Origin of the sequence: Streptomyces bacillaris, from assembly GCF_003268675.1 — a bacterium.
Classification (GTDB): Bacteria; Actinomycetota; Actinomycetes; order Streptomycetales; family Streptomycetaceae; genus Streptomyces; species Streptomyces bacillaris.
In genome coordinates, this window is the sequence record NZ_CP029378.1 from 1,957,491 (window position 1) to 1,981,973 (window position 24,483).

Sequence of the window (24,483 nt, forward strand, 5' to 3'; positions counted from 1 at the left end):
GGCGGCCTTGGTGAGGCCGTCTACTTCACGGCGATCGAGTGCCACGCCTGGACCCACTGCTCACGGTTGGCGGCGATCTTCTCCGGGGACACCGTGGCCGGCTTCTCGACGGTCTCACCGAACTCGGTGAAGATCTCCGGCAGCTTCGCGTCCGTCACGACCGGGTTGACGAACATGTTCAGCGGCACGTCCTCCTGGAACGTCTTGCTGATCAGGAAGTCGAGCAGCGCCTTGCCGCCCGCCTCGTTCTTGGCGCCCTTCAGCAGACCGGCGTACTCGGTCTGGCGGAAGCAGGTGCCGGTGGAGACGCCGGTGGGGGCCTCCTTGGGCTGCGGGTCGGCGTAGAGGACCTCGACGGGCGGGCTGGAGGCGTAGCTGACGACCAGCGGCCGGTCCGCCTTGGCCTTCCTGCCGCCCGCGGAGCCGGAGAACTCCTCGTTGTAGGCCTGCTCCCAGCCGTCGACCACCTTGACGCCGTTGGCCTTCAGCTTCTTCCAGTAGTCCTGGTAGCCGTCCTCGCCCTGGGAGGCGATGGTGCCGAGGAGGAAGCCGAGGCCGGGCGAGGAGTTCGCCGCGTTCTCGGTGACCAGGAGGTTCTTGTACTCCGGCTTGATCAGGTCCTCGAAGGTCTGCGGCGGGTCGAGCTTCTTGTCCGCGAAGTACTTCTTGTCGTAGTTGACGCAGATGTCACCGGTGTCGACGGGTGTGACCCGGTGCTCCTTGTCCTGCTCGGTGCCCTCCGCGACCCGGTCCAGGCCCTTGGCCTCGTACGCGGTGAAGAGGCCGTTGTCGAGGGCGCGGGAGAGCAGGGTGTTGTCGACGCCGAAGAAGACGTCGCCGCGCGGGGAGCCCTTGGTCAGGATCTCCTGGTTGAGGGCGGCACCGGCGTCGCCGCTCTTGAGCAGCTCGACGGTGTAGCCGCTCTCCTCGGTGAACTGCTTCAGCACGTCTTCTGAGGCGTTGAAGGAGTCGTGGGTGACCAGGGTGACGGTCTTGGAGCCGCTGCCCTTGGACGCGCCGGACCCGGCCGGGGTGTCGTCGTCGGAGCCGCCGCAGCCCGCGAGGACGGTGACGCCGAGCGCAGCTGCGAGCGCGGTGGCGGCGTACTTCTTGGTGGTGTTCATGTGATTCCTCCTGGAGGTGACCAGGAAGAGACGCGGCCCTGCCCGCCCCCGGAGACGCAACAGACGTAACCGGAAGCGGGCAGGGCGCAACAGCTTGAGTAAGGTCCGAACTTCCTACCCGGAATGACCCGGGCGAGGTTCAGAGGGTCTGCGGCCAACCTGTCCTTGGTGCCGCACTCTCAGCGCTGTGGCGCTCCCCTGTCGGAATATGAAGTTGATTTCGCGCCCAGGCTACACCGGCGGATTTCGGCCGGTACGGCTGAGGTGACCGGCGCCCGGAGCCCCGGCCGCTCTCAGCGCTCCGAGGCCGCCAGCTGTCCGCAGGCCCCGTCGATCTCCTGGCCGCGGGTGTCCCGGACGGTGACGGGCACGCCGTGGGCCGCGATGGCCTCGACGAACGCCTTCTCGTCCTCGGGGCGCGAGGCGGTCCACTTGGAGCCGGGGGTGGGGTTGAGCGGGATCAGGTTGACGTGGACCCGCTTGCCCTTGAGCAGCCGGCCGAGGAGGTCGCCGCGCCAGGCCTGGTCGTTGATGTCCCGGATGAGGGCGTACTCGATGGAGATGCGGCGGCCGGACTTCTCCGCGTACTCCCAGGCCGCGTCGAGCACCTCGCGGACCTTCCACCGGGTGTTGACCGGGACGAGGGTGTCGCGCAGCTCGTCGTCCGGGGCGTGCAGCGAGACGGCGAGGCGGCACTTGAACCCCTCGTCCGCGAAGCGCAGCATCGCCGGGACGAGCCCGACGGTGGAGACGGTGATCCCGCGCTGGGAGAGACCGAGGCCGTCCGGCTCGGGGTCGGTGAGCCGGCGGATGGCACCGACGACCCGCTTGTAGTTGGCGAGCGGCTCGCCCATGCCCATGAAGACGATGTTGGAGAGCCGGGCCGGACCGCCGGGCACCTCGCCGTCGCGCAGGGCGCGCATGCCGTCGACGATCTGGTGCACGATCTCGGCGGTCGACAGATTGCGGTCGAGCCCGGCCTGCCCGGTGGCGCAGAACGGGCAGTTCATCCCGCAGCCGGCCTGGGAGGAGATGCACATCGTGACGCGCTCGGGGTAGCGCATCAGGACGGACTCGACGAGCGTGCCGTCGTGCAGCTTCCACAGCGTCTTACGGGTGGTGTCGTCGTCGCAGCTGATGTGCCGCACCACGGACATGAGCTCGGGGAACAGCGCCTCGGCGAGCTTCTCCCGGGACCCGGCGGGGATGTTGGTCCACTCGGCCGGGTCGTGCGCGTACCGCGCGAAGTAGTGCTGCGAGAGCTGCTGGGCGCGGAACGGCTTCTCGCCGGTCGCGGCGACCGCTTCCTTGCGCTCGGCGGGCGTGAGGTCGGCGAGGTGCCGCGGGGGCTTCTTGGCTCCGCGGGGCGCGACGAAAGTGAGTTCTCCGGGCTTAGGCATGGTTCATCCAGTGTCGCAGACATACGGGTGAGGGCCCGCCGCCCTGTGGACGACGGACCCTCACTCGTGGAACGTGCAGGTGGGACGTGGTGCGCGCCCTCGGAAGGACGCTCAGCCCGAGCCGACGAACAGCACCAGCAGCAGCCAGACCACCGGCGCGGTCGGCAGCAGCGAGTCCAGCCGGTCCATGATGCCGCCGTGGCCGGGGAGCAGGGTTCCCATGTCCTTGATCCCCAGATCCCGCTTGATCATGGACTCGCCCAGGTCACCGAGGGTGGCGCTGACGGCGACCGCGAGGCCGAGCAGCAGCCCCTGCCACCAGGAGCCGCCGTCGATCAGGAACTCCATGCAGAGCGCGCCCGCGACCATGGCGAAGGAGACCGCGCCGAGCAGGCCCTCACGGGTCTTGCCGGGGCTGATGCGGGGGGCCAGCTTGTGGGTGCCGAAGCGCCAGCCGACCGCGTACGCCCCGGTGTCGCTGACGACGGTGAGGACGAGGAAGGTGAGGACCCGCCACGGCCCGTCGTCCGACGTCAGCATCATGGCGACGAAGGTGGCCAGGAACGGGACGTAGAACGCGGCGAAGACCCCCGCGGTGACGTCCTTGAGGTAGCCCTCCGGTGGCTCGGTCATCCGCCAGACCAGCACCGCGAGGGCGGTCAGGGCCATCGCGACCCAGGCCCCCTCCGCGCCGCGCGCGTACCCGGCGACGACCATCGCGGCACCGCCGACGGCCAGCGGGATCAGGGGCGCGTTGATGCCCTTCTGCTCCCGCAGCCGGGAGGTCAGCTCCCAGAGGCCGACGACGACGGCAAGGGCGATCACGCCGACGAAGATGGCCTTCACGAAGAACAGCGAGGCGACGATGACGGCGCCGAGCCCCACGCCGACCCCTATGGCGGCGCGCAGATCACGCCCCGCACGCTTCTTCTGCGGCGGGGACGGCAGCGGGGTGGACATGGGCTCCTGCGGCATCTCGTCACGGAACAGGGGGCCGCCGACGTGCGCGGCATCCCCGTTCCGGCGGTCGCGGCCGACCGCGTCTGCTTCTACGTCTCTACCTGCGTCGGGAACGTCCGGCACGTTGGGCATGGGCCGAGTCTGCTGGGCTTCATGCACATCGTAGGCGGGACCCGCCGGAGCGACCCCCATCTCGGGGGCGGCCCGGTAACCGGCTCCCTGCGGTGCGCCCCAGGAAGAGTCGTTCATCAGACTTCGAGCAGCTCGGCTTCCTTGTGCTTGAGCAGCTCGTCCACCTGCGCGACGTACTTCGCGGTGGTGTCGTCCAGCTCCTTCTCGGCGCGGCGGACCTCGTCCTCGCCGGACTCCTTGTCCTTGACGAGCTTGTCGAGCGCTTCCTTGGCCTTGCGGCGGATGGAGCGGATCGAGATCTTGGAGTCCTCGGCCTTGCCCTTGGCGACCTTGATGTACTCCTTGCGGCGGTCCTGGGTCAGCTCGGGGAACGTCACCCGGATGATGTTGCCGTCGTTGCTCGGGTTGACACCGAGGTCGGAGTCGCGGATCGCCTGCTCGATGTTGCGCAGCGCGGTCTTGTCGAACGGCGTCACGACGGCCATCCGCGGCTCGGGCACCGAGAACGAGGCGAGCTGGTTGATCGGGGTCAGCGCGCCGTAGTAGTCCGCGACGATCTTGTTGAACATCGCCGGGTGCGCACGGCCGGTACGGATCGCGGCGAAGTCCTCTTTCGCGACGACGACGGCCTTCTCCATCTTCTCCTCGGCTTCGAGGAGGATTTCTTCGATCACCACGTGCTCCTGCGTGTCTTGAGCGGGCCCGTCATCGACGGGTCCTGCGGGTCCTGCGTCGCGTCCTCACCTGCACGGTGTCCGACCGGCAGGCCGTTGTCCATCCTGGGGGGCCGTCAGGCCCGGGTGCTCTCGTCGCTCACGAGCGTGCCGATCTTCTCACCCTTGACCGCGCGGGCGATATTGCCCTCGGCGGTCAGCTCGAAGACGAGGATCGGGAGCTTGTTGTCACGGCAGAGCGTGATGGCGGTGGCGTCGGCGACCTTCAGGTCGCGCGTGATCACCTCGCCGTACTCCAGCGCGTCGAACTTCACCGCGTCGGGGTTGGCCTTCGGGTCGGAGTCGTAGACCCCGTCCACACCGTTCTTCCCCATGAGCAGCGCCTCGGCGTCGATCTCCAGGGCGCGCTGGGCGGCGGTGGTGTCGGTGGAGAAGTACGGCATGCCCATACCGGCGCCGAAGATGACGACGCGCCCCTTCTCCAGGTGCCGCACCGCACGGAGCGGGATGTACGGCTCCGCGACCTGGCCCATGGTGATAGCGGTCTGGACGCGCGAGTCGATGCCCTCCTTCTCCAGGAAGTCCTGGAGCGCCAGGCAGTTCATGACGGTGCCGAGCATGCCCATGTAGTCGGACCGGGCCCGGTCCATGCCGCGCTGCTGGAGCTCGGCACCGCGGAAGAAGTTGCCTCCTCCGATGACCACCGCGATCTGGGCGCCGTCGCGGACGACGGCGGCGATCTCGCGGGCGATGGTGTGCACGACGTCGGGGTCGACGCCGAGGCCGCCGCCACCGGCGAATGCCTCACCGGAGAGCTTCAGCATGAAGCGCCCGGAGCCCTTGTCGTCGTCGCGCCTGTCGTCGGCCTGAGTGGCGTCCGCGCCCTTGTCCATGGAAATTCTCCTCGTGCACATACGAAGAAGGCCATTGCCGGTGGGTCTGGTGTCCCTACAGCGGCAATGGCCTCCTCGTCAGATCTGCGGTCGTCCGGCGTGAGTGCGGCCGTCGACTGCACCAGACCCTATCGGGTCCGGCGCTGTTCGCCCGGACGGACTCAGATGCCGACCTTGATGCGCGAGAAGCGCTTCAGGGTGACACCGGCCTCGTCCAGGACCTTCTGGACGGACTTCTTGGCGTCCAGCGCGTACGGCTGGCCGAGGAGGGTGGCCTCCTTGAAGAAGCCGTTGACGCGACCCTCGACGATCTTCGGGAGGGCGGCCTCGGGCTTGCCCTCGGCGCGGGTGGTCTCCTCGGCGACGCGGCGCTCGGCCTCGACGACCTCGGCCGGGACGTCCTCGCGGGAGAGGTACTTCGGCGCGAAGGCGGCGATGTGCTGGGCGATGCCCTTGGCCAGCTCGGCGTCGGCCTTGTCCAGCTCGACCAGGACACCGATCTGCGGGGGCAGGTCGGGCATGGTGCGGTGCATGTAGACGGAGACGAAGGCGCCGGTGAACTGCGCGAAGCGGTCCAGGACGATCTTCTCGCCGAGGTTGGCGTTGGCCTCGTCCACGTACGCCTGGACGGTCTTGCCGGGCTCGATCTCGGAGGCGAGGAGCGCGGCGATGTCGGCCGGGGAGGTGGCGGCGACGTGCGCGGCCAGCGCGTTGGCGACGGCCTGGAACTTGTCACCCTTGGCGACGAAGTCCGTCTCGCACTTCAGCTCGAGGAGGACGCCGGAGGTCTTGTCCTCGGAGATGAGGGAGACGACGGCACCGTTCTCGGCCGAGCGGCCCTCGCGCTTGGCGACGCCCTTCTGGCCCTTGATACGGAGCGCCTCGACGGCCTTGTCGACGTTGCCGTCGGCCTCGTCGAGCGCCTTCTTGCAGTCCATCATGCCGGCGCCGGTGAGCTCGCGGAGCTTCTTGACGTCAGCGGCGGTGTAGTTCGCCATGAGTCTGTATGTCTCTCTCGAAGTCTGAAAGATCTACGGGTGAACGGCGGGGGCGGCGCTCGTGGCACCGGCCCCCGCCGTCAGCACGCGTGACGGGTGTCAGGCCTGCTCGGCGTCCGCGGCCGGAGCCTCGGCCTCGGCGACGGCCTCGGCCGGCTTCTCGGCGTCGGCGACCTTCTCGGTCTCGGCGGAGGACTGGACCTCGGCGGCGGCCGCGGTCTCGTCCTTCTTGTCGCCCTCGAGCAGGTCGCGCTCCCACTCGGCGAGCGGCTCGCCGGCAGCCTTCTCGCCCGGCTTCGAGTCACCGGTGGCGGCACCGGAGCGGGCGATGAGGCCCTCGGCGACGGCGTCGGCGATCACGCGGGTGAGCAGGGTGACGGAGCGGATCGCGTCGTCGTTGCCCGGAATCTTGTAGTCGACCTCGTCGGGGTCGCAGTTGGTGTCGAGGATCGCGACGACCGGGATGTGGAGCTTGCGCGCCTCACCGACGGCGATGTGCTCCTTCTTGGTGTCGACGATCCAGACGGCGCTGGGCACCTTCTGCATCTCGCGGATACCACCGAGGGTCTTCTCCAGCTTGGCCTTCTCGCGCGAGAGGACCAGGAGCTCCTTCTTGGTGAGGCCGGAGGCGGCCACGTCCTCGAAGTCGATGAGCTCCAGCTCCTTCAGGCGCTGGAGGCGCTTGTAGACGGTGGAGAAGTTGGTGAGCATGCCACCGAGCCAACGCTGGTTGACGTACGGCATGCCGACGCGCGTCGCCTGCTCGGCGATGGCCTCCTGGGCCTGCTTCTTCGTACCCACGAACATGATGGAGCCGCCGTGGGCGACGGTCTCCTTGACGAACTCGTAGGCGCGGTCGATGTACGACAGCGACTGGAGCAGGTCGATGATGTAGATGCCGTTGCGCTCGGTGAAGATGAAGCGCTTCATCTTCGGGTTCCAGCGACGGGTCTGGTGACCGAAGTGGACGCCGCTTTCCAGCAGCTCCCGCATCGTGACGACGGCCATGGCCGTACTCCTTGAGGTACTCGGTTATCGCGACCGCAGGTTTGCGCTCGCGCCTGACGCCCCGACGCGCCGTGCCACGAGGGACCGAGGAGCGCGGCCACCGTCCGCTGAGAGGGAGGTGGCGGGGCGTGCGAAGTCGACCCGGTGACCCGGATCGCCGTAAGAAGTGTACGGGACCCGCCGGGTGCCGGGTGACGGAGATGTCCATGAGCGGGCGGGGCCGGCTGCCGGCGGCGAGCGCGCTCGGTGTCCACGGTCGGGTGACGGAGATGTCCACAACCGGCGAGTAGTCCACAGGCGCGGCCCATGATCCCCGGAATCCCGGCCTCCGGGAGAACGTGGGCGCATGCGCTTCCCGTCCTTGCCGCTCCCGGGCCACCGTGCCCCGGGCCGCCGTGCCCGTCCGTCTCTCGTCTGCGCCGTGCTGCTGGTGGTGGCGGTACTGGTGGCCGCTCTGCCGCCGCCCTCGGCCGCCGTACGGCTCCTTCCGACCGTACGGGCCGGGGAGCCGCCGCCCCCTGCGGTTCTCCGTACCGAGGGGGACGGCGGGCCGGTCTGGCCGCTGGCCGGGAGACCCGCGGTGGTACGGGGGTGGGAGCCGCCCGCCGGTCCGTACGGGCCCGGGCACCGTGGCGTCGACCTGGCGGCCCGGCCGGGCGACACGGTGGTGGCCGCCGCCACCGGCCGCGTCTCGTTCGCGGGGCGGGTGGCGGGGCGCGGGGTCCTGGTCGTCGAGCTGGCCGGGAGCGGGGCGCCAGCGCTGCGTACGACGTACGAGCCGGTGCGGGCGCTGGTGGCGAAGGGGAACGAGGTCGTCGCGGGGCGGCCGGTCGGGCTGCTGGAGGCGGGGCCGTTCCACTGCGCCGAAGGCTGTCTGCACTGGGGGCTGCGGCGGGGCGAGGCCTACCTGAACCCGCTCTCGCTGCTGCGGCGCGGCCCGTCCCGGCTGCTGCCGGTGTCCGGGGTTCCCGAGCCATGAGGGGCACGGGGCCGATCGCGTACGGCTGCGGGGCCTCGCTCGTGTACCGCGGCGGGCCCGGCTCGCTTACACGGCGGCGGGCCTCGGTCGCGTGCGCCGTGGTCACGTACGCCGACGGGCCTCACTCGCGTACGGCGGCGGGGTCAGCCCCGTACGCCGCGCAGGATCATCGCGACGGCGGTGTCCGCGATGACGCCGGGCTCCTCCGCCACGCTCAGCTCGATACGGCGCACGGCGGCGTCCACCGAGCCCTGCAGGAGCATCGCGGCCAGCCTCGGCTGGGTGTGGCCGAGGTCGCCCAGCGCTTCGACGATCATGGCGATCAGCCCGCCGTGCGCGGCCCGGATCTTCTCCCGGGCACCGGCGTCCAGCTCGCTCGCGGAGATCGCGACGACCGCCCGGTGGCGGCGGTCCCCGACGAGGTCGAGCTGTCGGCGCACATACGCCTCGATCTTCGCCTCGGGCGTCTCGGCGCGCTCCATCGCGTTCTCGACCTCGGCCGCCCAGACGGGGAAGTCGACGGCGCACAGCTCCTCGACGACGGCGGCGCGGGAGCGGAAGTACTCGTACACGGAGGACCGGGCGAGGCCCGTGCGCTCGGCGAGTGCGGGGAAGGTCAGCGCCTCCGTACCACCCTCGGACAGCAGGGAGCGCGCGGCGTCCAGGAGGGCGCCGCGCTGCATGGTCCGGTGCTCGGCCACGGAGGCCGCTCGAATCCTGGGCACGTATCCACTCTACGGCGGCGGCTGCCGGAGGGAAGGGCTCAGCCTCGGACGGGGTGGCCGGAGGGTGGAGTTTCAGCGTCCGGCATCGGCCAGTTTCGCCCGGAGCTGGAGCACGGATTTGGTGTGGATCTGGCTCACCCGGCTCTCCGTGACGCCGAGGACGTTGCCGATCTCCGCGAGGGTCAGGCCCTCGTAGTAGTAGAGGGTCACCACCGTCTTCTCGCGGTCGGGGAGCGTGTTGATGGCGCGGGCGAGCAGCCGCCTCAGCTCCCGGTCCTCGGCCACCTCCACCGGATTGTCGGCGGCGGTGTCCTCCAGGGTGTCCATCAGGGTGAGCCGCTCGCCGCCCTCGCCGCCGACCTGGAGCATCTCTTCCAGGGCGACGACGTTGGCCAGCGACAACTGGCTGAAAACCGCGTGCAGTTCCTCCAGCGTGACACCCATCTCCGCGGCGACCTCGGACTCGGACGGGGTGCGCCGCAACTGCGCCTCCAGCGTGGCGTAGGCGCGCTCCACGTTGCGCGCCTTCTGCCGCACCGAGCGGGGGATCCAGTCGAGCGCCCGCAGTTCGTCGATCATCGCGCCACGGATCCTGGTGATCGCGTATGTCTCGAACTTGATGGCGCGCTCGATGTCGAACTTCTCGATGGCGTCGATCAGTCCGAAGACTCCGGAGGAGACGAAGTCGGCCTGCTCGACGTTGGACGGCAGTCCCACGCTCACCCGGCCCGCGACGTACTTGACGAGCGGCGAATAGTGCAGGATCAGCTGCTCCCGCAGCCGCTCGTCGCCGGTGGTCTTGTACGAACGCCACAGTTCGTCGAGCGAGGAGGGGGCGGGAGGGCGCACAGTGCCACGCGCAACCGGTGGTACTGCCGCGCGGTCAGACCCGGAGGTGTGCTGGGGCATGTGGTGCCTTGAGCCGTTCTGCCGTGAAGTGCTGGGGACTTCTGTCTGGGGCGGAATCCTTGTGAGCGTAGCGTGACTATGACGTCGCAGTCCGCACAGGAGGGGAGATTCGTGCCGCGTGATCGCGTTCCGCCTCGCGCGCCGCCCGCACCCGCCGGGAGCCGGGGCCCTCGCCGTGGGCGACGGCCCCCGACAGGTCACCGATCGATCGTGCGAGGTCATCGGCCTTACCTTTTCACCCGAATGCTCCAGGTCAAGAACCGCCTCGCCGTACGGCACCGTCGCGCGGTGACGGACGCGTCAACCGCCAGCCTTCGCCCTCGCGTTCGACGAACCCCAGTGAGTGCAGTTCGTACAGTCGCCCGAGCGTTTCGTCGGCCGAGGTGCCCGCTCCACGGGCGAGTTCACGGGTGCTGGTCAGGCCGTGGTACGGGAGGGCGTCGAGAACCTTCGCCGCGATCGGGTCCAACCGATCCCGGGGCAGCACCGGGCCGCGCCGGTCGGGCGCGAGGTCACCGATCTCCCCGATCAGCTCGGCCACTTCGGACGCTTCGGTGACCAGCACCCCTTCGCCGCGCAGCAGTTCATGGACACCGGCCGACAGTCCGCTGGTGGCGGGGCCCGGCACGCCCATCACGAACCGGCCGAGCCGCTGCGCCTGCCGGGCGGTGACGAGGGAACCGCTGCGGTACTCCGCCTCCACCACGACCGTCCCCCTGGTCAGGGCGGCGATCACCCGGTTGCGCAGGACGAACCTGGCCCGCGTGGGATGGCCGCCCGGCGGCAACTCCGCAACTACCAGGCCCTGTTGGGCCACTCGCCCGATCAACTCGGCGTGGCCCCGCGGATAGGGGACGTCGACCCCGCAGGCCAGCACCGCCGCCGTAGCACCGCCCACGGCCAGGACCCCTCGGTGGGCCGCCCCGTCCACGCCGAAGGCCGCGCCCGACACCACCACCCAGCCGCGCTCCGCGAGCCCGGCGCCGAGGGTGGCCGCCATGTGCGCCCCGTACGGCGTGCAGGCCCGCGCCCCGACCACGGCGACCGAGCGCAGGGCCCACAGCCTCAGGTCCGGCCGCCCCCGCACCCAGAGCGCGACGGGCCGGGCGTCCCCCAGGTCGTCGAGCTGGCTCGGCCACTCCCGGTCCCCCGGGCAGACGAGGCGTCCACCGAGAGCGGCCACCGCCGCCAGGTCCCGCGCGGGGTCGGCCGCCGCCGCGCGGAGCCGGTAGCCCTCCAGCCGCACGGCGGTCATCCCCGGCAGCCTCTCGGCGGCCCCGTCCTCGGTGCGGAGCACCCGTAACAGCTCGACGGCCCCCACCCGCCGCAACCATGCCCCGGCCCGCTCGTCCCCCGGCTCCACCACCCGTGTCAACGCGGCCCGCGCCAACCGCTCGGCCTCCACGCCCGCCTCCGGCCCGTCCCCGGCCCCGGACCCCGGTCGCTCGCCCTCCGCATCGAGCCCCGGCCGCTCCAACAGCTCGGACTCCAGCCGCTCGGGCTCCACCCGCTCCCGCTCCGCCCGCCTCACAGCGCCCCCGCCTCCATCGGTGCCCCGCGCTGGATGCCCGTCCGCAGTTCCAGGGCCACCGCCACGTCCCGGGCCTCCGGTCTGGGCGCGCCCCGGAGGTCGGCGACCGTCCAGGCGACCCGCAGGACCCGGTCCAGGCCCCGGGCCGTGAGGAGGCCGCGTTCCAGGTCGCGTTCGGCGGCGGCCAGGGCGCCGGGGGCGGCCAGCAGGCGGGTGCGCAGCTCATGGCCGGGGACCTCGCTGTTGGTGGTCCAGGGCGTCCCCGCCAGCCGCTCGGCCGCCCGGGCCCTGGCCTCCCGCACCCGTGCGGCGACCACGGCCGTCGGCTCGCCCCGGCCGCCCTGCTTCAGCAGGGCGGCGCGGTCGACCGGCTCCACCTCGACCCGCAGGTCCACCCGGTCGAGCAGGGGCCCGGAGAGGCGGGCCTGGTAGCGGCGGACCACCGAGGGCGGGCACTCGCAGCCCGCGCCCGTCAGGGTGTGCCGGCCGCAGGGGCACGGGTTGGCGGCCAGGAGCATCAGGAACCTGGCCGGCAGCCGCACCACCCCCGCCGCCCGCGCCACCACCACATGACCCGACTCCAGCGGCTGGCGCAGCGCATCCAGGGCCTTGCCGGAGAATTCGGGTGCCTCGTCCAGAAAGAGGACCCCTCGGTGAGCGAGTGAGACCGCCCCCGGCCTCGGCATCCCGTTGCCCCCGCCCACCAGGGACTGCATCGTCGCGGAGTGGTGCGGGGCGCAGTAGGGCGCCCGGGAGACCAGTGGTTCGCCCGGGGGAAGGATGCCCGCCACGGAGTGGACCGCCGTCACTTCGAGGGACTCCTGCCGGGTCAGCGGCGGCAGGACCGCCGAGAGCCGCTCGGCCAGCATGGTCTTGCCCGCGCCCGGCGGGCCGGAGAGGAGCAGATGGTGTCCCCCGGCCGCCGCCACCTCCAGGGCCTTGCGGGGGCGCGGCTGGCCCGCCACGTCCGCCAGGTCGGGGGTGTGTCCCTCGCCGCGCACCGAGGCGGGGGCGAGACCGGCGCCGAGGCCGGTGCCCGGGACCATGAGTCCGGCGAGCAAGGCGTCGGGGCGCCCCCGGTCGTCGGCGAGCTCGTCGGGGACCGGCTCGTCGCAGAGGACGGCGATGAGCTGGCGCAGGCTCCGGACGCCGAGGACCGAGACGCCCGGCACCAGGGCGGCCTCCCCGGCCGTCTGCTCGGGGACGACGACCTGCTGGTATCCGGCCTCGGCCGCCGCGAGGACGGCGGGCAGCACCCCCCGTACGGGACGGACCCGGCCGTCGAGCCCCAGTTCCCCGATCATCACCACGTCCGCGATGGCGGCGGGGTCCAGCCGCTCCGCCGCCCCGAGGACGGCGCACGCGACGGCGAGGTCGAACCCCGAACCGCTCTTGGGGACCGAGGCCGGGGAGAGCCCGACCGTGAGCTTCTTCTGCGGCCACTCGGCTCCGGAGTTCGTCACCGCGGCCCGCACCCGGTCGCGGCTCTCGATCAGGCTCTTGTCGGGGAGCCCGACCAGCGTGAAGGCCGCCACCCCGGGCTCCAGGTCCGCCTGGACCTCCACCACCACGCCCTCGACGCCCACCAGCGCCACGGAACACGCCCGTGCGTACCCCATCAGGCCACCCCCCGTGCGTGCTCGGCCACCGGGGCACCGCGCCGGGGCACGATCACCCCGACCAGATCGATCCGGACCCCGCCGGGCGGTGGCCCGCCGTGCCGCTCCAGCCAGATCCCCGCGAGCCGCCGCAGCCGGTCCGCCTTGACCGGGGTGACCGCGGCCATGGGATGTTCGAACCGGCCCGATCTGCGGGTCTTCACCTCGCAGAGGACCAGTGCGTCGCCGTCCCGGGCGACGATGTCGACCTCTCCGGCGCGACAGCGCCAGTTGCGCTCGATCACGGTCATCCCGGCGTCGGTCAGCAGCCGTGCCGCCAGACCCTCGCCGTACCGCCCGAGTGCCCCCCGTGCGTTCATCTCTCCACCACCTCCGGGACCGACTCTGACCCGGCCGCCGGAAAGTTGTGGATCTTGGTGGACAACTCTGCCGATGTGGAAAACCCGGTCACCCACAGGGGTGACCGGGTCTCCGCGTCGTGTACGCGACGCACATAATCAGGGCCGCACATGGCCCGGACTGTGCATGGTCCGGGCCGCGCGTGGTCCGGACCGCGCGGGTCAGCCTCCCGGAAGTTCCAGATCGCTCTTGTTCAGCTCTTCGATGTTGACGTCCTTGAAGGTCAGCACGCGGACCTGTTTGACGAACCTCGCGGGCCGGTACATGTCCCAGACCCAGGCGTCCGCCATGGACACCTCGAAGAAGACCTCACCCTGGACGGAGTGCACCTGCATCTCGTAGTCGTTGGTGAGGTAGAAGCGCCGTTCGGTCTCGATCACATATTTGAACAGACCGACGACATCGCGGTACTCCCGGTAGAGCTTCAGCTCCATCTCGGTCTCGTACTTCTCGAGGTCCTCGGCGCTCATGGCATGTTTCCCCTTCAGCCGTGCGTCCCCCCATTGTGCGTCAGCTTCCGACGCCCCCGGACGATCAGACGATCTCGGCGGCGAGGACCAACGGAACACGCGGGGGACCCTCGTCGAGGAGCCTTCGCAGCAGCTCGGCGAGTCTGGTCGGGTACACCGTCTCACGCGCCGAGAGAAGTTCGGCGGAAGTCCACCACCTCAACCCGGCGACGCTGCGCAATTCCAGCTCGGTGAGGCCCTGCGGGGCGGTGGTGGTCTGCGCCGTACGGGCCAGGAAGTACCACTCGTCCTGGTCCCAGCGGCGCCCGTCGAACGGGAACGAGCAGGTCCGCTTCCAGAGCACCGGGCCCAGCTCGATGTCGGTGATCCCGGTCTCCTCGGCCAGCTCGCGGCGGGCCGCCTCCTCATGGGTCTCGTCGCCCTCCAGACCGCCGCCGGGCGTGAACCACCAGTCGTCGTCCGGATCGGCCGGCTCATGGCCGTGGAGCAGCAGGATGCGGTCGTCGGGGTCCAGGAGCACCACCCGGGCCACCCTGCGCGCCCCGGCGGTCACCGGGCGGCTCCGGCGGCCCGTCGGCGGGCCGAGCGGGCGGCCACGGGCCCGTACGCCGCTCCGCCGAGGATGAGCACCATGCCCACCACCACGGCCCCCAGCTGGAGCGGGAGCGGGCCGTCGGCGGAGATACCGCCGGGCAGCGCGGCGAAGGAGTCGGGGCGGCCGATCATGCCGTTCATCGGCCAGGCCACCGCGTCGACCCGGGCCTGGACGGCGCTCAGGGGTACGGAGCCCTGTCCCGGGTCGTCCAGGTGGACCCGGGAGTCCAGGGAGGTGGACCGCTCGTCGCCGAGCAGGAAGATCTGGCCCTCGGGCACCTCGGCGGAGAAGTCCTGCGGCGAGGCGGGCGCGGGCCTGCCGTCGGCGGTGCGGCCCCGGTCCAGATACGGCTCGTCGACGGGCGTCCCGCCGACGGTGAGCCGCCCCTTCTCGTCGCAGCAGGCCACCGTGTCCCCGCCGACGCCGACCACACGCTTCACCATCGGGGTGTCGCCCCAGACCCGGTCGGTGAAGACCACCACGTCACCGCGGCGGACGTCGGCGCCCGATATCCGCTCGGCGAGCACCCGGTCGCCGGCGTTCACCGTGGGGGACATGGAGTCGGTCGGGACGGCGTACGGCTTGTAGACCACCGCCGCCCAGAGAAAGCCGCCGAGGAAGAGCACGCAGCCGACGGCCACGGTCAGACCCGACACCATGGCGCCGGTCCGGCCGCGGCCGCCCCCGTCACGTTTCGTACCGCTCATCCCAGCGCTCCCCCATCGGAGATCGACAATCGCTGATCCGAGTCGGCACCCTACCCGGCGGTACGCCGGACGGTCAGCCTCCTGCGCCGCCACAGCACCAGGGGCACGGCTCCGGCCAGGCCCAGTGCGGCCGGGGCCATCGCGGCGGCCGCGTTCAGGCCGGGCTGGTCGAAGGTGTCGGGGACGGGCAGGGTCGCCCAGCGGCCCACGGGCCAGGCGACGACGATCGCGCGGCCGACGACCTCGTCGTTGGAGACGGTGCCCTGGCCGGGCAGCTCCTGGTGGTAGCGGGAGTCCAGGGAGTTCTGCCGGTGGTCGCCCATGACGAAGATCCGGCCCTCCTCGACCTTGATCGGGCCGAAGGGCTTGTCGTTGCACGGGGTGTTCCCCGGGAAGATGAACGACTTCTCGTCGAGCGCCTTGCCGTTGACCGTGACCGGCCCGTTCTCCTTGCACTCCACGGTGTCACCGCCGACCGCGATGACCCGCTTGATCAGGTCCTTCTCCTCCGAGGAGGGCATCAGACCGATGAAGCTGAGGAACTTCTGCGCCACGTTGGGCTCGGGGGTGGCGGTGTCCTCCAGCCAGCCGCCCGGGTCGTGGAAAACCACGACCTCGCCGCGCTCCGGCTCCGCGCCGAACCAGGGGGTCAGCTTGTCGACCAGCACCCGGTCGCCCCGCTGCAGCGTGTTCTGCATCGAGTCCGAGGGGATCGAGAACGCCTGGATCAGGAAGGTCTTGATCAAGAGCGCCAGGACCAGCGCGATGCCGATGAGCAGCGGCAGCTCCACCCAGAAGGAACGGTGCTTCTTGGGAGGCCTGCCCCCACCCCCCGGCGCCCCGCCGTCGTCGCCGGGCGTACCGCCCTCACCGCCCGGCGGGACCGCCTGGCCGCCTGCGGGAGAGTCGTCGTGCCCCGGCCGGTCCTCGGGCTCGTCGCGTCCGGATCGTGCGCCGACCGCCAAATCCCCCACATCCACTCCTCAATACGTGCCACTGCCCACGCCCCATCCGGCGCAGGCCCACCACTCCCATAACGAGCGGGAGTTCCGCAGGGGTCGGGAGCCGGACCATTCCGTCCTGATCCGGAGTGGCAACCCTATGCGACGGCCCCGGAACCGCGGCCTCCGATCCATGCGCGGAACTCGGCGCCGCAGCCTCCGGTCCCTGCGCGGACCCCGGCGCCGCGGCCTGCGATCCGCTCGCCCGCGCCACCGCCGCGAAGGCCTCGCGCTCCTCCAGGGTGGTCCAGTTGGCGAGCGGCCAGGCGATCACGACGGCCCGCCCCACCACCTCGTCCTCGGAGACCGTGCCCCGGTCCGGTTCGTCGAGGTGAAAGCGGGAGTCGGCGGAGTTGGAGCGGTGGTCACCCAGCATGAAGAGGCGCCCGGGCGGGACCTCCACCTCGAACTCCACGGTCGAGGGCCGGTCGTCCGGGTGCAGATAGGGCTCGGTGAGCGGTACGCCGTTGACGGTGACCCGGCCGTCCTCGCCGCAGCACTTCACGGTGTCGCCGCCGACCGCCACGACGCGTTTGATCAGGTCCTGCTCGTCGTCGGAGGGCAGCAGGCCGATGAACTTCAGCGCCTCGGTGACCTGCTTGACGCCGACCGGCGGGTCCTCCTTCTCCCCGGTGTCCTCCTGCTGGAGCCAGCCGCCGGGATCCTTGAAGACGACGACGTCCCCGCGCTGCGGCTTCGACCCGAACAACGGGGTCAGCTTGTCCACCAGGACCCGGTCGCCGATCTTGATGGTCTGCTCCATCGACCCGGACGGGATCACGAACGCCTGGACCAGGAAGGTCTTGAGGACCAGCGCGATCAGCAGCGCCATCACGATGAGCACCGGTATCTCCTTCACCGCGGACCTGCGGCGCTTGCGCCGGACCTTCTTGGCGAGCTTGCGGCGCTCGGCCCGGGTCGGCAGCGAGCGGGGCGCGGTGGGCCGGGTCCCGGTCGGCAGGGACGCGTCGGGGTCCGGGGCGCCGCGGGGGCGCCCGCGGTTACCCATGCGCTCCGCTGGGCTCCCGTACGCCGTCGAAGGCGCCGGTCCCCTCGATGCCGCCGATCCGGGCCGGCGGCCAGCCCAGCCAGTCCACCCGGCCGATCACCCGCTCGACGGGGACCATCCCGCCGCCGGGCGAGCCCAGGTGGTCGCGGGAGTCGCTGGAGCGGCTGCGGTGGTCGCCCAGCATCCAGAGCGTGGACCGGGGGACGACGATGTCGAACGGCGCCTTGGAGGCGGTGTCCCCGGGGTGGAGATACGTCTCGTCCACCGGTGTCCCGTTCACGGTGAGCCTCCCCCGCGTATCGCAGCAGACGACCCGGTCGCCGCCCACGCCCACCACGCGCTTCACGAAGTCGGTGTCGGCGGGTTCGGCCAGGCCCAGCGAGGCCGCCGCCCCGTGGGCCAGGGCGGCCAGCGGGTCGGCGTCCAGGCCCTCCCGTACGAAGGAGCCCGTACCGTCGAAGACCACGACGTCCCCGCGCTCGGGCTCGGCGCCGAACCGGTACGCGAGCTTGTTGACGAGCACCCGGTCCCCGACCCGCAGGGTGGGCTCCATCGAGCCGCTGGGGATCAGGAAGGGCTGGACCACGAAGGCGCTGAACAGCAGCAGCCCGGCCACGCCCGCCACTCCCACGACGAGGACGCGCCGCCGCCAGGGCCGTACGCGGGCGGAAACCCCCCGGAGACGCGAGAAGCGCGACCCCTCCTCGGACCCGGTGCGGGGTTCCGAGGAGCGATCGCGCTCCGAGTGCTCTGCTTGGGTGTCCATCGCGGCCGAATCCTATCCGGCCGCGCTGTGGACACCAGCGGTGCCTCAGTTGTCGCGCTTCTCCTTGATCTTCGCGGCCTTGCCGCGCAGCTCACGGAGGAAGTACAGCTTGGCGCGGCGGACGTCACCGCGGCTGACCAGCTCGATCTTCTCGAAGATCGGGCTGTGCACCGGGAAGGTGCGCTCGACGCCGACGCTGAAGGAGACCTTGCGGACCGTGAAGGTCTCGCTGACGCCCGAGCCCTGGCGGCGGATGACGATGCCCTTGAACTGCTGGATACGGGAGCGGTTGCCCTCGATCACTCGCACGTGGACGTTGACGGTGTCACCCGGGCGGAACGCCGGGACGTCCGAACGGAGGGTGGCGGCGTTGACGCCATCGAGCAGGGAAGACATGAGTTCTGCTTTCTTCGCCGATGCCACAGGTCATCGACGGGATATCGAGAGGAGTTCGGAGTGCTGATCGCGTCGGGCGGGCGTCTTTCCCCCTGTGGCAGGGGCGCACGCCGGACGTACAGCAGCGGCCTATTCTTCCACGGCCGGTGGCCTGCGCCAAAATCGGCCGCCGGGCTCCGGCGCGAAGCCCAGGATGGAGAGGATCTCGCGGTCCTTCTTGTCGAAGGCGCTCGCCTCGCACCGCTCGATCAGATCGGGCCGGTTGAGGGCGGTCCGGGCGAAGGCCTGGTCCCGCCGCCAGCGGGCGATCTTCCCGTGGTGGCCGCTGAGCAGGACGTCCGGGATCCCCCGGCCGCGCCACTCGGGCGGCTTGGTGTAGACGGGGCCCTCCAGGAGGTTGGCCATGGCACCGGGGGCGAAGGAGTCGTCGCGGTGGGACTCGGCGTTGCCGAGGACCCCGGGCAGCAGCCGCGCCACGGCCTCCGTGATCACCAGGACGGCCGCTTCCCCGCCGGCCAGCACATAGTCACCGATGGAGACCTCGACGACCGGGACGCGGGTGGCGTACTCGTCGATCACCCGGCGGTCGATGCCCTCGTACCGGGCCGGGGTGAAGACCAGCCAGGGCTGCGCGGACAGCTCAACGGCCAGCTCCTGGGTGAACGGGCGGCCGCTGGGTGTGGGCACCACGAGGACCGGGGAGTGCGCGCCGGACTCGTACCCGTCGGCCAGCGCCTCGTCCAGGGCGTCCCCCCAGGGCTCGGTCTTCATGACCATGCCGGGGCCGCCGCCGTAGGGGGTGTCGTCGACCGTGTTGTGCCGGTCGTACGTCCACTCCCGCAGGTCGTGGACGTGGACGTCGAGGACCCCGCGGGCGCGGGCCTTGCCGACCAGGGAGACGTCCAGCGGGTCCAGGTACTCGGGGAAGATCGTGACGACGTCGAGCCGCATCAGGAACCGTCGCCCTTCGGCGCCGCGCCGGGCCCCCCGGCCGCCTCGGCCGCCGCACCGCCGTCGGCCGCCCCGTCCGCGTCACCGTCGGCCGTCTCTTCGTCGCGCGAGGAGGCCACCACGGCCTCGCTCTCGTCGATCAGGCCGGGCGGCGGGGTGATGACCGCGCGCTGCTCCTCCAGGTCGATCTCGGTGACGATCTCCTCCACGAAGGGGATCATCACCTCACTGCCGTCGGGGCGCTCCACGATGAACAGGTCCTGCGAGGGCAGGTGGGAGATCTCGGTGATCCGGCCGATCTCCGTACCGTCGGCGAGGACGACGTCCAGGTCGATCAGCTGGTGGTCGTAGAACTCGTCCTCGTCCTCGGGCAGCTCCGCCGGGTCCACCTCGGCGATCAGCAGGGTGTTACGGAGCGCCTCGGCGCCCGTACGGTCGTGCACGCCCTCGAAGCGCAGCAGCAGCCTGCCGCTGTGGACCCGGCCCGACGCGACCGTCAGCGGGCCCGTGGCCGCCGGTTCGGTGGCCAGGACGGCGCCGGGGCCGAGCCGCAGCTCCGGCTCGTCCGTTCGTACCTCGACGGTGACCTCGCCCTTGATGCCGTGGGCACGGCCGATCCGCGCGACTACCAACTGCACGCTGTTCTCCGAATTGATGGGGTACGGACGCATGGATGGGGTCCGGACGCGGTGGCGCCCCGGTGTGGCTGGCGAGAAGGGCCGGGGACCGACAAAGGCCGGGGAAGGCTCGAAAGCCCTCCCCGGCCCTGGCCGGTGTTCAACTGCGGTCAGCGGACCTGGTCCACATCGACGAGGTCGACGCGGATGCCACGGCCGCCGATGGCGCCCACGACGGTCCGCAGGGCGCGGGCGGTACGGCCGTTGCGGCCGATCACCTTGCCGAGGTCGTCGGGGTGGACCCGGACCTCCAGCACGCGCCCGCGGCGCAGGGTGCGCGAGGCCACCTGCACGTCGTCGGGGTTGTCGACGATGCCCTTCACGAGGTGCTCGAGAGCCTCCTCGAGCATGCTCAGGCCTCGGTCGACTCGGTGGACTCGGCAGCGTCAGCCGCCTCGTCCGCCTTCTTGTCGGACTTCTTGGCCTTGGGGGTGATGGCCTCACCCTTGGCCTCGTCGCCGTCCGCGGACAGCGCCTCGAACAGGGCACGCTTGTCAGCCTTGGGCTCCGGCTGCAGCAGCGGCGCGGGGGCCGGGAGACCCTTGTGGGCCTGCCAGTCACCGGTGAGCTTCAGGATCGCGAGGACCGGCTCGGTCGGCTGGGCGCCGACGGACAGCCAGTACTGCGCGCGCTCCGAGTTGACCTCGATGCGGGAGGGGTTCTGTACCGGGTGGTACAGGCCGATCTCCTCGATGGCCCGGCCGTCACGGCGGGTACGGGAGTCGGCGACGACGATGCGGTAGTGAGGCGAACGGATCTTGCCCAGACGCTTCAGCTTGATCTTGACTGCCACGGAAGTGGTGTCTCCTGGTCTCTGACGTGGTTGGGCACAACGAAGATGCCACGTGGGGTTGCGGTACTCGGAGTGCCCGATGGACGCGTCAGCCGGAGGAGAGAGGGGTCCTGTGCGACTGTCGAGTACAGCTAGCCATTGTGCCACACCACTTCACCTCACCCCACCGCGACCGCCGCTTCCGGGATCCGGAACGGCTTGCCGCAGCCACCGCAGACGATCGGCGCCTGGGCCAGGACCGAGGGGACGACGCGGACGTTGCGTCCGCAGTCGCAGACGGCCTTGACCCGGACCCCGCCCCCGGAGGAACCGTGCCGGGCGGCAGGGCCCCGGAAGGAGCGCTTGGTGTCGGCGGCGGTGGCGACCGTGTGCGCCTTGAGGGCGCGCTGGAGCCGCTCGGTGGTCGGGCGGTACCGGCGCTTGGCCTCCGGGTTCAGCGTGACCAGCGAGAATCCGCTGCTGGGGTGGGGCTCCTCGGCATGGTCGAGGCCCAGCTCCTCGGCGATCGCGAGGAAGCGTCTGTTGTGGTAGCGGCCGGCGCGGGAGGTGTCACGGACTCCTCTCGCGGCGGCGATGCCGTGGACTGCCTCGTGGAGCAGTCGTTCGAAGGAGAGCTCGGCGCCACAGGCGGACGAGGACTCTCCGATCAGGGACTCTGGCGCGGCTAGATCGGGCAGCTCGGGGTGGTACCGCTGAATGTCGGCCCACGCCTGTGCCAGCTCTGCGGCAAGTACAGGTGGTGTCGTGCTCACGTCGTGACAACGAGTCCGAGTGCCGTGGTGTTCCTATTCCGGGGCATCCCAAATAATTTGCACGTACCAGTCAGTTGCCCGTGATGTGCCCTGGATGCGTCCGGAGGCGGGCGGGTGCGCCGAACTGCGGAGAAGCCGCACAGCTCGCACCAAGGTGGTGCACAGCGCGCGGTGCGCCCGGCGTACGGGGTGTGCGGTGCGCCGGCGCCCGTCGCCACTTACCGGGCCGCCTGCGAGGGTACCCGGCCGGCCGTTCGACGTGCCCGGTGCCCGGTGTCGGGTAAGACTGATTCGGAGAGGCGCACGACCGGGGTACGCAATCGGTGCCCCACAACCCCTGGACGGAACGGCGGATGCGCAGTTCTCTGGCATACGGGGGGTGCGGACGTACGCACACGGGGGCCGTCCACTCGGGCAAGATCGACCTCTTGGCGGATTGGGGCGCTTTCCATGACACCAACGCTCGTCCGGAACCTCCGGGACGCGGATCCCTCCGCGCCGGCGGACGCCGGTACCCGTGCCCGCGACTGGGCCGAGATCCAGGAACGCATGCTGGCACCGCTCTACGAGGCGGTGTACGACCGGCTCGAAGTCGGGGCCGCCACCCGGATGCTGTCGCTCGGCTGTGGCTCCGGGCTCGCCCTGCTGATCGCGGCGGCCCGGGGGGCGCAGGTCACGGGCGTGGACTCCGACCGGGAGCGGCTGGCGCTGGCGCGTGCGCGGCTGCTGCCCGAGGAGGGCGCGGAAGGCGCGCCCGCGCACCGGGCCCGGCTGCACGAGAGCGGGCTCCCCTCGGGCGCCGGCGCGGACGGGGCACCGTACGACCTGATCACCGTGTTCGAGCCGATCGGCTGTGCGGCCGGTGACTCCGAGGGGTTGGTGCCCGCTCTGGAGGCGGCGCTGCCGCTGGCGGCCCGGGGCGCGACCGTGGTGCTGACCGGCTGGGGCCCGCCGGAGCGGTGTGCCACGGCGCCGGTGCTGCGGGTCGCGGCCCGGCTGACGGAGTCCGCGCGTCCGCCCCGGCCGGGCGGGTGGCGGCCGACGCTCCGGGACGATCTGGAGGACGTGGCCGCGCGGACGGGGCTGAAGCCGGACGGTTCGGGGCGGGTCTCCTGCCCGTTCGGGTACGCGGACCAGGAGAGCGCGGTGCGCGGGCTGCTGTCGACCGGGCTCTTCGACGCCGCCGTACGGGCCACCGACCGCTCCCAGGTGGAGAAGGAGGTGACGGAGGCGCTGCATCCGTACCGGCGCCCGGACGGGACGGTGTGGATGCCGAACGTCTTCCGCTACCTGGTCTGCACGACATGACCTGAGGCAGCCGTGCGCGCCGCCCTGAGGGACGCCGTACGCGCGTAAGGGGCGCCCTCTCTCAAGGGCGCCCCTTACACATGCCTGCTGTCGCCGCTCAGCCCATGAACTTCTTGAACTCGTCCGGCAGCTCGAAGTTCTTGTCGCCCTGGGTCGGCAGCCCGAACGCCCCGCCCTGGGCGGCCGCCTGCTCGCGGCGCTCCGCGGCGGCGGCCTCCTCGGCCTTGCGCTTCATCGGGTTGCCGCTCTTGCGCTTGCCCTTGGCCTGCTTGACCTGCTTCTTCTGCCGGCCGGGGCCACCGCCCATGCCGGGCATCCCCGGCATTCCGGGCATGCCGCCGCCCTGGGCCATCTTCGACATCATCTTGCGGGCCTCGAAGAAGCGCTCCACCAGGCTCTTGACGGCGGAGACCTCGACGCCCGAACCCTTGGCGATACGGGCCCGGCGCGAGCCGTTGATGATCGTCGGCTCGGCGCGCTCCTTGGGGGTCATCGACTTGATGATCGCGGCGGTGCGGTCGATGTCGCGCTCGTCGATGTTGTTGATCTGGTCCTTGATCTGCCCCATGCCGGGCAGCATCCCGAGCAGCTTGGAGATGGAGCCCATCTTGCGGACCTGCTCCATCTGGGCCAGGAAGTCGTCGAGGGTGAAGTCCTTCCCGCCCTTGCTCGACTGGAGCTTCGAGGCCATTTTGGCGGCCTCTTCCTGGCTGAACGTCTTCTCCGCCTGCTCGATCAGGGTGAGCAGGTCACCCATGTCGAGGATGCGGGAGGCCATCCGGTCCGGGTGGAACGCGTCGAAGTCCTCCAGCTTCTCGCCGTTCGACGCGAACATGATCTGCTTGCCCGTGACATGGGCGATCGACAGGGCAGCACCACCGCGGGCGTCACCGTCGAGCTTGGAGAGGACCACGCCGTCGAAGCCGACGCCGTCGCGGAAGGCCTCGGCGGTGTTGACCGCGTCCTGACCGATCATCGCGTCGACGACGAAGAGGATCTCGTCGGGGCTGACGGCGTCGCGGATGTCCGCGGCCTGCCGCATCAGCTCCTGGTCGATACCGAGGCGGCCCGCGGTGTCGACGATGACGATGTCGTGAACCTTGGCCCGGGCGAACTCGATGGAGTCCTTGGCGACCTGGACCGGGTCACCGACGCCGTTGCCCGGCTCGGGGGCGTAGACCGCGACCCCGGCGCGCTCGGCGACGACGCTCAGCTGGTTGACGGCGTTGGGGCGCTGGAGGTCGCAGGCGACGAGCAGCGGGGAGTGGCCCTGGCCCTTGAGCCAGAGGCCGAGCTTTCCGGCCAGCGTCGTCTTACCGGCACCCTGGAGGCCCGCGAGCATGATCACGGTGGGCGCGGTCTTGGCGAACCGGAGGCGCCGCGTCTCGCCGCCGAGGATGGCGACGAGCTCCTCGTTGACGATCTTGACGACCTGCTGGGCCGGGTTCAGCGCCTGGGAGACCTCGGCGCCGCGCGCCCGCTCCTTCACGTTGGCGATGAAGGCCCGGACGACGGGGAGGGCGACGTCGGCCTCGAGCAGGGCGATACGGATCTCGCGTGCCGTGGCGTCGATGTCGGCCTCGGACAAGCGGCCCTTGCCCCTGAGGTTCTTGAAAGTCGCGCTAAGGCGGTCGGAGAGAGTATCGAACACGGCGCTCGTCGGTCCTCAGGGTCGGGGGCGGGGCAGGTCAGTCGCCCTCCAGGGTA

27 protein-coding genes are annotated in these 24,483 nt (G+C 71.1%); 2 read left to right on the forward strand and 25 right to left on the reverse strand.

Features of this window, described 5'->3' with window-relative positions:
* Positions 1-20 precede the first annotated feature (20 nt).
* The 7 genes from DJ476_RS07810 to rpsB form a co-directional block, all read right to left on the reverse strand.
* Positions 21-1,124 (reverse strand): thiamine ABC transporter substrate-binding protein, encoded by a 1,104-nt coding sequence (locus DJ476_RS07810; protein WP_103418959.1) that lies wholly within the window; start codon positions 1,122-1,124, stop codon positions 21-23.
* Between the two features lie 293 nt (positions 1,125-1,417).
* Entirely contained in the window at positions 1,418-2,524 is a 1,107-nt protein-coding gene (gene rlmN, locus DJ476_RS07815; protein WP_018488730.1) for a 23S rRNA (adenine(2503)-C(2))-methyltransferase RlmN, read from the reverse strand.
* 111 nt (positions 2,525-2,635) lie between these two features.
* Complete coding sequence (locus DJ476_RS07820; protein WP_070200379.1) at positions 2,636-3,733, reverse strand: phosphatidate cytidylyltransferase; 1,098 nt, start codon at positions 3,731-3,733, stop codon at positions 2,636-2,638.
* Positions 3,733-4,290, reverse strand: coding sequence for a ribosome recycling factor (gene frr / locus DJ476_RS07825; protein ID WP_018488728.1), 558 nt, complete (start codon positions 4,288-4,290; stop codon positions 3,733-3,735). Before frr ends, DJ476_RS07820 begins: the two co-directional genes overlap by 1 nt.
* Positions 4,291-4,406: 116 nt before the next feature.
* Positions 4,407-5,183, reverse strand: coding sequence for a UMP kinase (gene pyrH, locus DJ476_RS07830; RefSeq protein WP_019766410.1), 777 nt, complete (start codon positions 5,181-5,183; stop codon positions 4,407-4,409).
* A 161-nt stretch (positions 5,184-5,344) separates the two neighbouring features.
* The gene (gene tsf, locus DJ476_RS07835; RefSeq protein WP_018488726.1) at positions 5,345-6,181 is read right to left on the reverse strand and encodes a translation elongation factor Ts; all 837 of its coding nucleotides are present in this window, start codon (positions 6,179-6,181) and stop codon (positions 5,345-5,347) included.
* A 99-nt stretch (positions 6,182-6,280) separates the two neighbouring features.
* The gene (gene rpsB / locus DJ476_RS07840; protein ID WP_019766411.1) at positions 6,281-7,189 is read right to left on the reverse strand and encodes a 30S ribosomal protein S2; all 909 of its coding nucleotides are present in this window, start codon (positions 7,187-7,189) and stop codon (positions 6,281-6,283) included.
* Between the two features lie 346 nt (positions 7,190-7,535).
* On the opposite strand from rpsB, the gene DJ476_RS35455 reads away from it, so the two are divergent.
* A complete protein-coding gene (locus DJ476_RS35455; RefSeq protein ID WP_318294460.1) occupies positions 7,536-8,168 on the forward strand; it encodes a murein hydrolase activator EnvC family protein in 633 nt (210 codons plus the stop codon).
* Positions 8,169-8,311: 143 nt separating this feature from the next.
* Here DJ476_RS35455 and DJ476_RS07850 read toward each other — a convergent pair whose 3' ends face one another.
* From DJ476_RS07850 to DJ476_RS07930, 17 genes are all read right to left on the reverse strand, one after another.
* Entirely contained in the window at positions 8,312-8,869 is a 558-nt protein-coding gene (locus DJ476_RS07850) for a TetR/AcrR family transcriptional regulator (RefSeq protein WP_018488723.1), read from the reverse strand.
* A gap of 96 nt (positions 8,870-8,965) precedes the next feature.
* Positions 8,966-9,802, reverse strand: a complete 837-nt coding sequence (gene whiG / locus DJ476_RS07855) for an RNA polymerase sigma factor WhiG (RefSeq protein ID WP_053559189.1) — start codon at positions 9,800-9,802, stop codon at positions 8,966-8,968.
* Between the two features lie 253 nt (positions 9,803-10,055).
* A complete protein-coding gene (dprA, locus tag DJ476_RS07860; RefSeq protein WP_208853572.1) occupies positions 10,056-11,168 on the reverse strand; it encodes a DNA-processing protein DprA in 1,113 nt (370 codons plus the stop codon).
* Between the two features lie 161 nt (positions 11,169-11,329).
* A complete protein-coding gene (locus tag DJ476_RS07865; RefSeq protein WP_112490171.1) occupies positions 11,330-12,952 on the reverse strand; it encodes a YifB family Mg chelatase-like AAA ATPase in 1,623 nt (540 codons plus the stop codon).
* Positions 12,952-13,311, reverse strand: a complete 360-nt coding sequence (locus DJ476_RS07870) for a YraN family protein (protein WP_070199269.1) — start codon at positions 13,309-13,311, stop codon at positions 12,952-12,954. Before DJ476_RS07870 ends, DJ476_RS07865 begins: the two co-directional genes overlap by 1 nt.
* 201 nt (positions 13,312-13,512) lie before the next feature.
* Positions 13,513-13,821, reverse strand: a complete 309-nt coding sequence (locus DJ476_RS07875; protein WP_003965949.1) for a DUF2469 domain-containing protein — start codon at positions 13,819-13,821, stop codon at positions 13,513-13,515.
* A gap of 64 nt (positions 13,822-13,885) precedes the next feature.
* Positions 13,886-14,374 (reverse strand): NUDIX hydrolase, encoded by a 489-nt coding sequence (locus DJ476_RS07880; protein ID WP_103418936.1) that lies wholly within the window; start codon positions 14,372-14,374, stop codon positions 13,886-13,888.
* The gene (gene lepB, locus DJ476_RS07885; RefSeq protein WP_112490172.1) at positions 14,371-15,123 is read right to left on the reverse strand and encodes a signal peptidase I; all 753 of its coding nucleotides are present in this window, start codon (positions 15,121-15,123) and stop codon (positions 14,371-14,373) included. Before lepB (DJ476_RS07885) ends, DJ476_RS07880 begins: the two co-directional genes overlap by 4 nt.
* 50 nt (positions 15,124-15,173) lie before the next feature.
* On the reverse strand, positions 15,174-16,088 hold the full coding sequence (lepB, locus tag DJ476_RS07890) for a signal peptidase I (RefSeq protein ID WP_070199271.1): 915 nt from the start codon (positions 16,086-16,088) through the stop codon (positions 15,174-15,176).
* Positions 15,991-17,133 (reverse strand): signal peptidase I, encoded by a 1,143-nt coding sequence (gene lepB / locus DJ476_RS07895; protein WP_112490173.1) that lies wholly within the window; start codon positions 17,131-17,133, stop codon positions 15,991-15,993. The genes lepB (DJ476_RS07890) and lepB (DJ476_RS07895) overlap by 98 nt, the downstream gene beginning before the upstream one ends.
* On the reverse strand, positions 17,126-17,899 hold the full coding sequence (gene lepB, locus DJ476_RS07900; protein ID WP_103418932.1) for a signal peptidase I: 774 nt from the start codon (positions 17,897-17,899) through the stop codon (positions 17,126-17,128). The genes lepB (DJ476_RS07895) and lepB (DJ476_RS07900) overlap by 8 nt, the downstream gene beginning before the upstream one ends.
* A 45-nt stretch (positions 17,900-17,944) precedes the next feature.
* The gene (gene rplS, locus DJ476_RS07905) at positions 17,945-18,295 is read right to left on the reverse strand and encodes a 50S ribosomal protein L19 (protein WP_019763533.1); all 351 of its coding nucleotides are present in this window, start codon (positions 18,293-18,295) and stop codon (positions 17,945-17,947) included.
* A 129-nt stretch (positions 18,296-18,424) separates the two neighbouring features.
* A complete protein-coding gene (gene trmD / locus DJ476_RS07910; protein ID WP_103418931.1) occupies positions 18,425-19,246 on the reverse strand; it encodes a tRNA (guanosine(37)-N1)-methyltransferase TrmD in 822 nt (273 codons plus the stop codon).
* Positions 19,246-19,884 carry a ribosome maturation factor RimM gene (rimM, locus tag DJ476_RS07915; protein WP_103418992.1) on the reverse strand — a complete coding sequence of 213 codons (639 nt, stop codon included), beginning with the start codon at positions 19,882-19,884 and terminating at the stop codon, positions 19,246-19,248. The genes trmD and rimM overlap by 1 nt, the downstream gene beginning before the upstream one ends.
* 149 nt (positions 19,885-20,033) lie before the next feature.
* Positions 20,034-20,273, reverse strand: a complete 240-nt coding sequence (locus tag DJ476_RS07920) for an RNA-binding protein (protein WP_003980229.1) — start codon at positions 20,271-20,273, stop codon at positions 20,034-20,036.
* 2 nt (positions 20,274-20,275) lie between these two features.
* Positions 20,276-20,716, reverse strand: coding sequence for a 30S ribosomal protein S16 (rpsP, locus tag DJ476_RS07925; RefSeq protein ID WP_006127898.1), 441 nt, complete (start codon positions 20,714-20,716; stop codon positions 20,276-20,278).
* Between the two features lie 158 nt (positions 20,717-20,874).
* Positions 20,875-21,468: a hypothetical protein gene (locus DJ476_RS07930; protein WP_003965961.1), complete on the reverse strand. Its 594-nt coding sequence runs from the start codon at positions 21,466-21,468 to the stop codon at positions 20,875-20,877.
* A 450-nt stretch (positions 21,469-21,918) separates the two neighbouring features.
* On the opposite strand from DJ476_RS07930, the gene DJ476_RS07935 reads away from it, so the two are divergent.
* Positions 21,919-22,776, forward strand: a complete 858-nt coding sequence (locus DJ476_RS07935) for a methyltransferase domain-containing protein (RefSeq protein WP_112490174.1) — start codon at positions 21,919-21,921, stop codon at positions 22,774-22,776.
* A gap of 97 nt (positions 22,777-22,873) precedes the next feature.
* Here DJ476_RS07935 and ffh read toward each other — a convergent pair whose 3' ends face one another.
* Positions 22,874-24,427 (reverse strand): signal recognition particle protein, encoded by a 1,554-nt coding sequence (gene ffh / locus DJ476_RS07940; RefSeq protein WP_103418929.1) that lies wholly within the window; start codon positions 24,425-24,427, stop codon positions 22,874-22,876.
* Positions 24,428-24,483 lie beyond the last annotated feature (56 nt).

Bases quoted from the DNA above. Each gene is read 5' to 3' on its own strand.
- DJ476_RS07810 (WP_103418959.1), bottom strand. From the start codon at position 1,124: ATGAACACCACCAAGAAGTACGCCGCCACCGCGCTCGCAGCTGCGCTC.
- rlmN (WP_018488730.1), bottom strand. From the start codon at position 2,524: ATGCCTAAGCCCGGAGAACTCACTTTCGTCGCGCCCCGCGGAGCCAAG.
- DJ476_RS07820 (WP_070200379.1), bottom strand. From the start codon at position 3,733: ATGAACGACTCTTCCTGGGGCGCACCGCAGGGAGCCGGTTACCGGGCC.
- pyrH (WP_019766410.1), bottom strand. From the start codon at position 5,183: ATGGACAAGGGCGCGGACGCCACTCAGGCCGACGACAGGCGCGACGAC.
- tsf (WP_018488726.1), bottom strand. From the start codon at position 6,181: ATGGCGAACTACACCGCCGCTGACGTCAAGAAGCTCCGCGAGCTCACC.
- rpsB (WP_019766411.1), bottom strand. From the start codon at position 7,189: ATGGCCGTCGTCACGATGCGGGAGCTGCTGGAAAGCGGCGTCCACTTC.
- DJ476_RS35455 (WP_318294460.1), top strand. From the start codon at position 7,536: ATGCGCTTCCCGTCCTTGCCGCTCCCGGGCCACCGTGCCCCGGGCCGC.
- whiG (WP_053559189.1), bottom strand. From the start codon at position 9,802: ATGCCCCAGCACACCTCCGGGTCTGACCGCGCGGCAGTACCACCGGTT.
- DJ476_RS07865 (WP_112490171.1), bottom strand. From the start codon at position 12,952: ATGGGGTACGCACGGGCGTGTTCCGTGGCGCTGGTGGGCGTCGAGGGC.
- DJ476_RS07870 (WP_070199269.1), bottom strand. From the start codon at position 13,311: ATGAACGCACGGGGGGCACTCGGGCGGTACGGCGAGGGTCTGGCGGCA.
- DJ476_RS07875 (WP_003965949.1), bottom strand. From the start codon at position 13,821: ATGAGCGCCGAGGACCTCGAGAAGTACGAGACCGAGATGGAGCTGAAG.
- lepB (WP_112490172.1), bottom strand. From the start codon at position 15,123: ATGAGCGGTACGAAACGTGACGGGGGCGGCCGCGGCCGGACCGGCGCC.
- lepB (WP_112490173.1), bottom strand. From the start codon at position 17,133: ATGGGTAACCGCGGGCGCCCCCGCGGCGCCCCGGACCCCGACGCGTCC.
- lepB (WP_103418932.1), bottom strand. From the start codon at position 17,899: ATGGACACCCAAGCAGAGCACTCGGAGCGCGATCGCTCCTCGGAACCC.
- rplS (WP_019763533.1), bottom strand. From the start codon at position 18,295: ATGTCTTCCCTGCTCGATGGCGTCAACGCCGCCACCCTCCGTTCGGAC.
- trmD (WP_103418931.1), bottom strand. From the start codon at position 19,246: ATGCGGCTCGACGTCGTCACGATCTTCCCCGAGTACCTGGACCCGCTG.
- DJ476_RS07920 (WP_003980229.1), bottom strand. From the start codon at position 20,273: ATGCTCGAGGAGGCTCTCGAGCACCTCGTGAAGGGCATCGTCGACAAC.
- DJ476_RS07935 (WP_112490174.1), top strand. From the start codon at position 21,919: ATGACACCAACGCTCGTCCGGAACCTCCGGGACGCGGATCCCTCCGCG.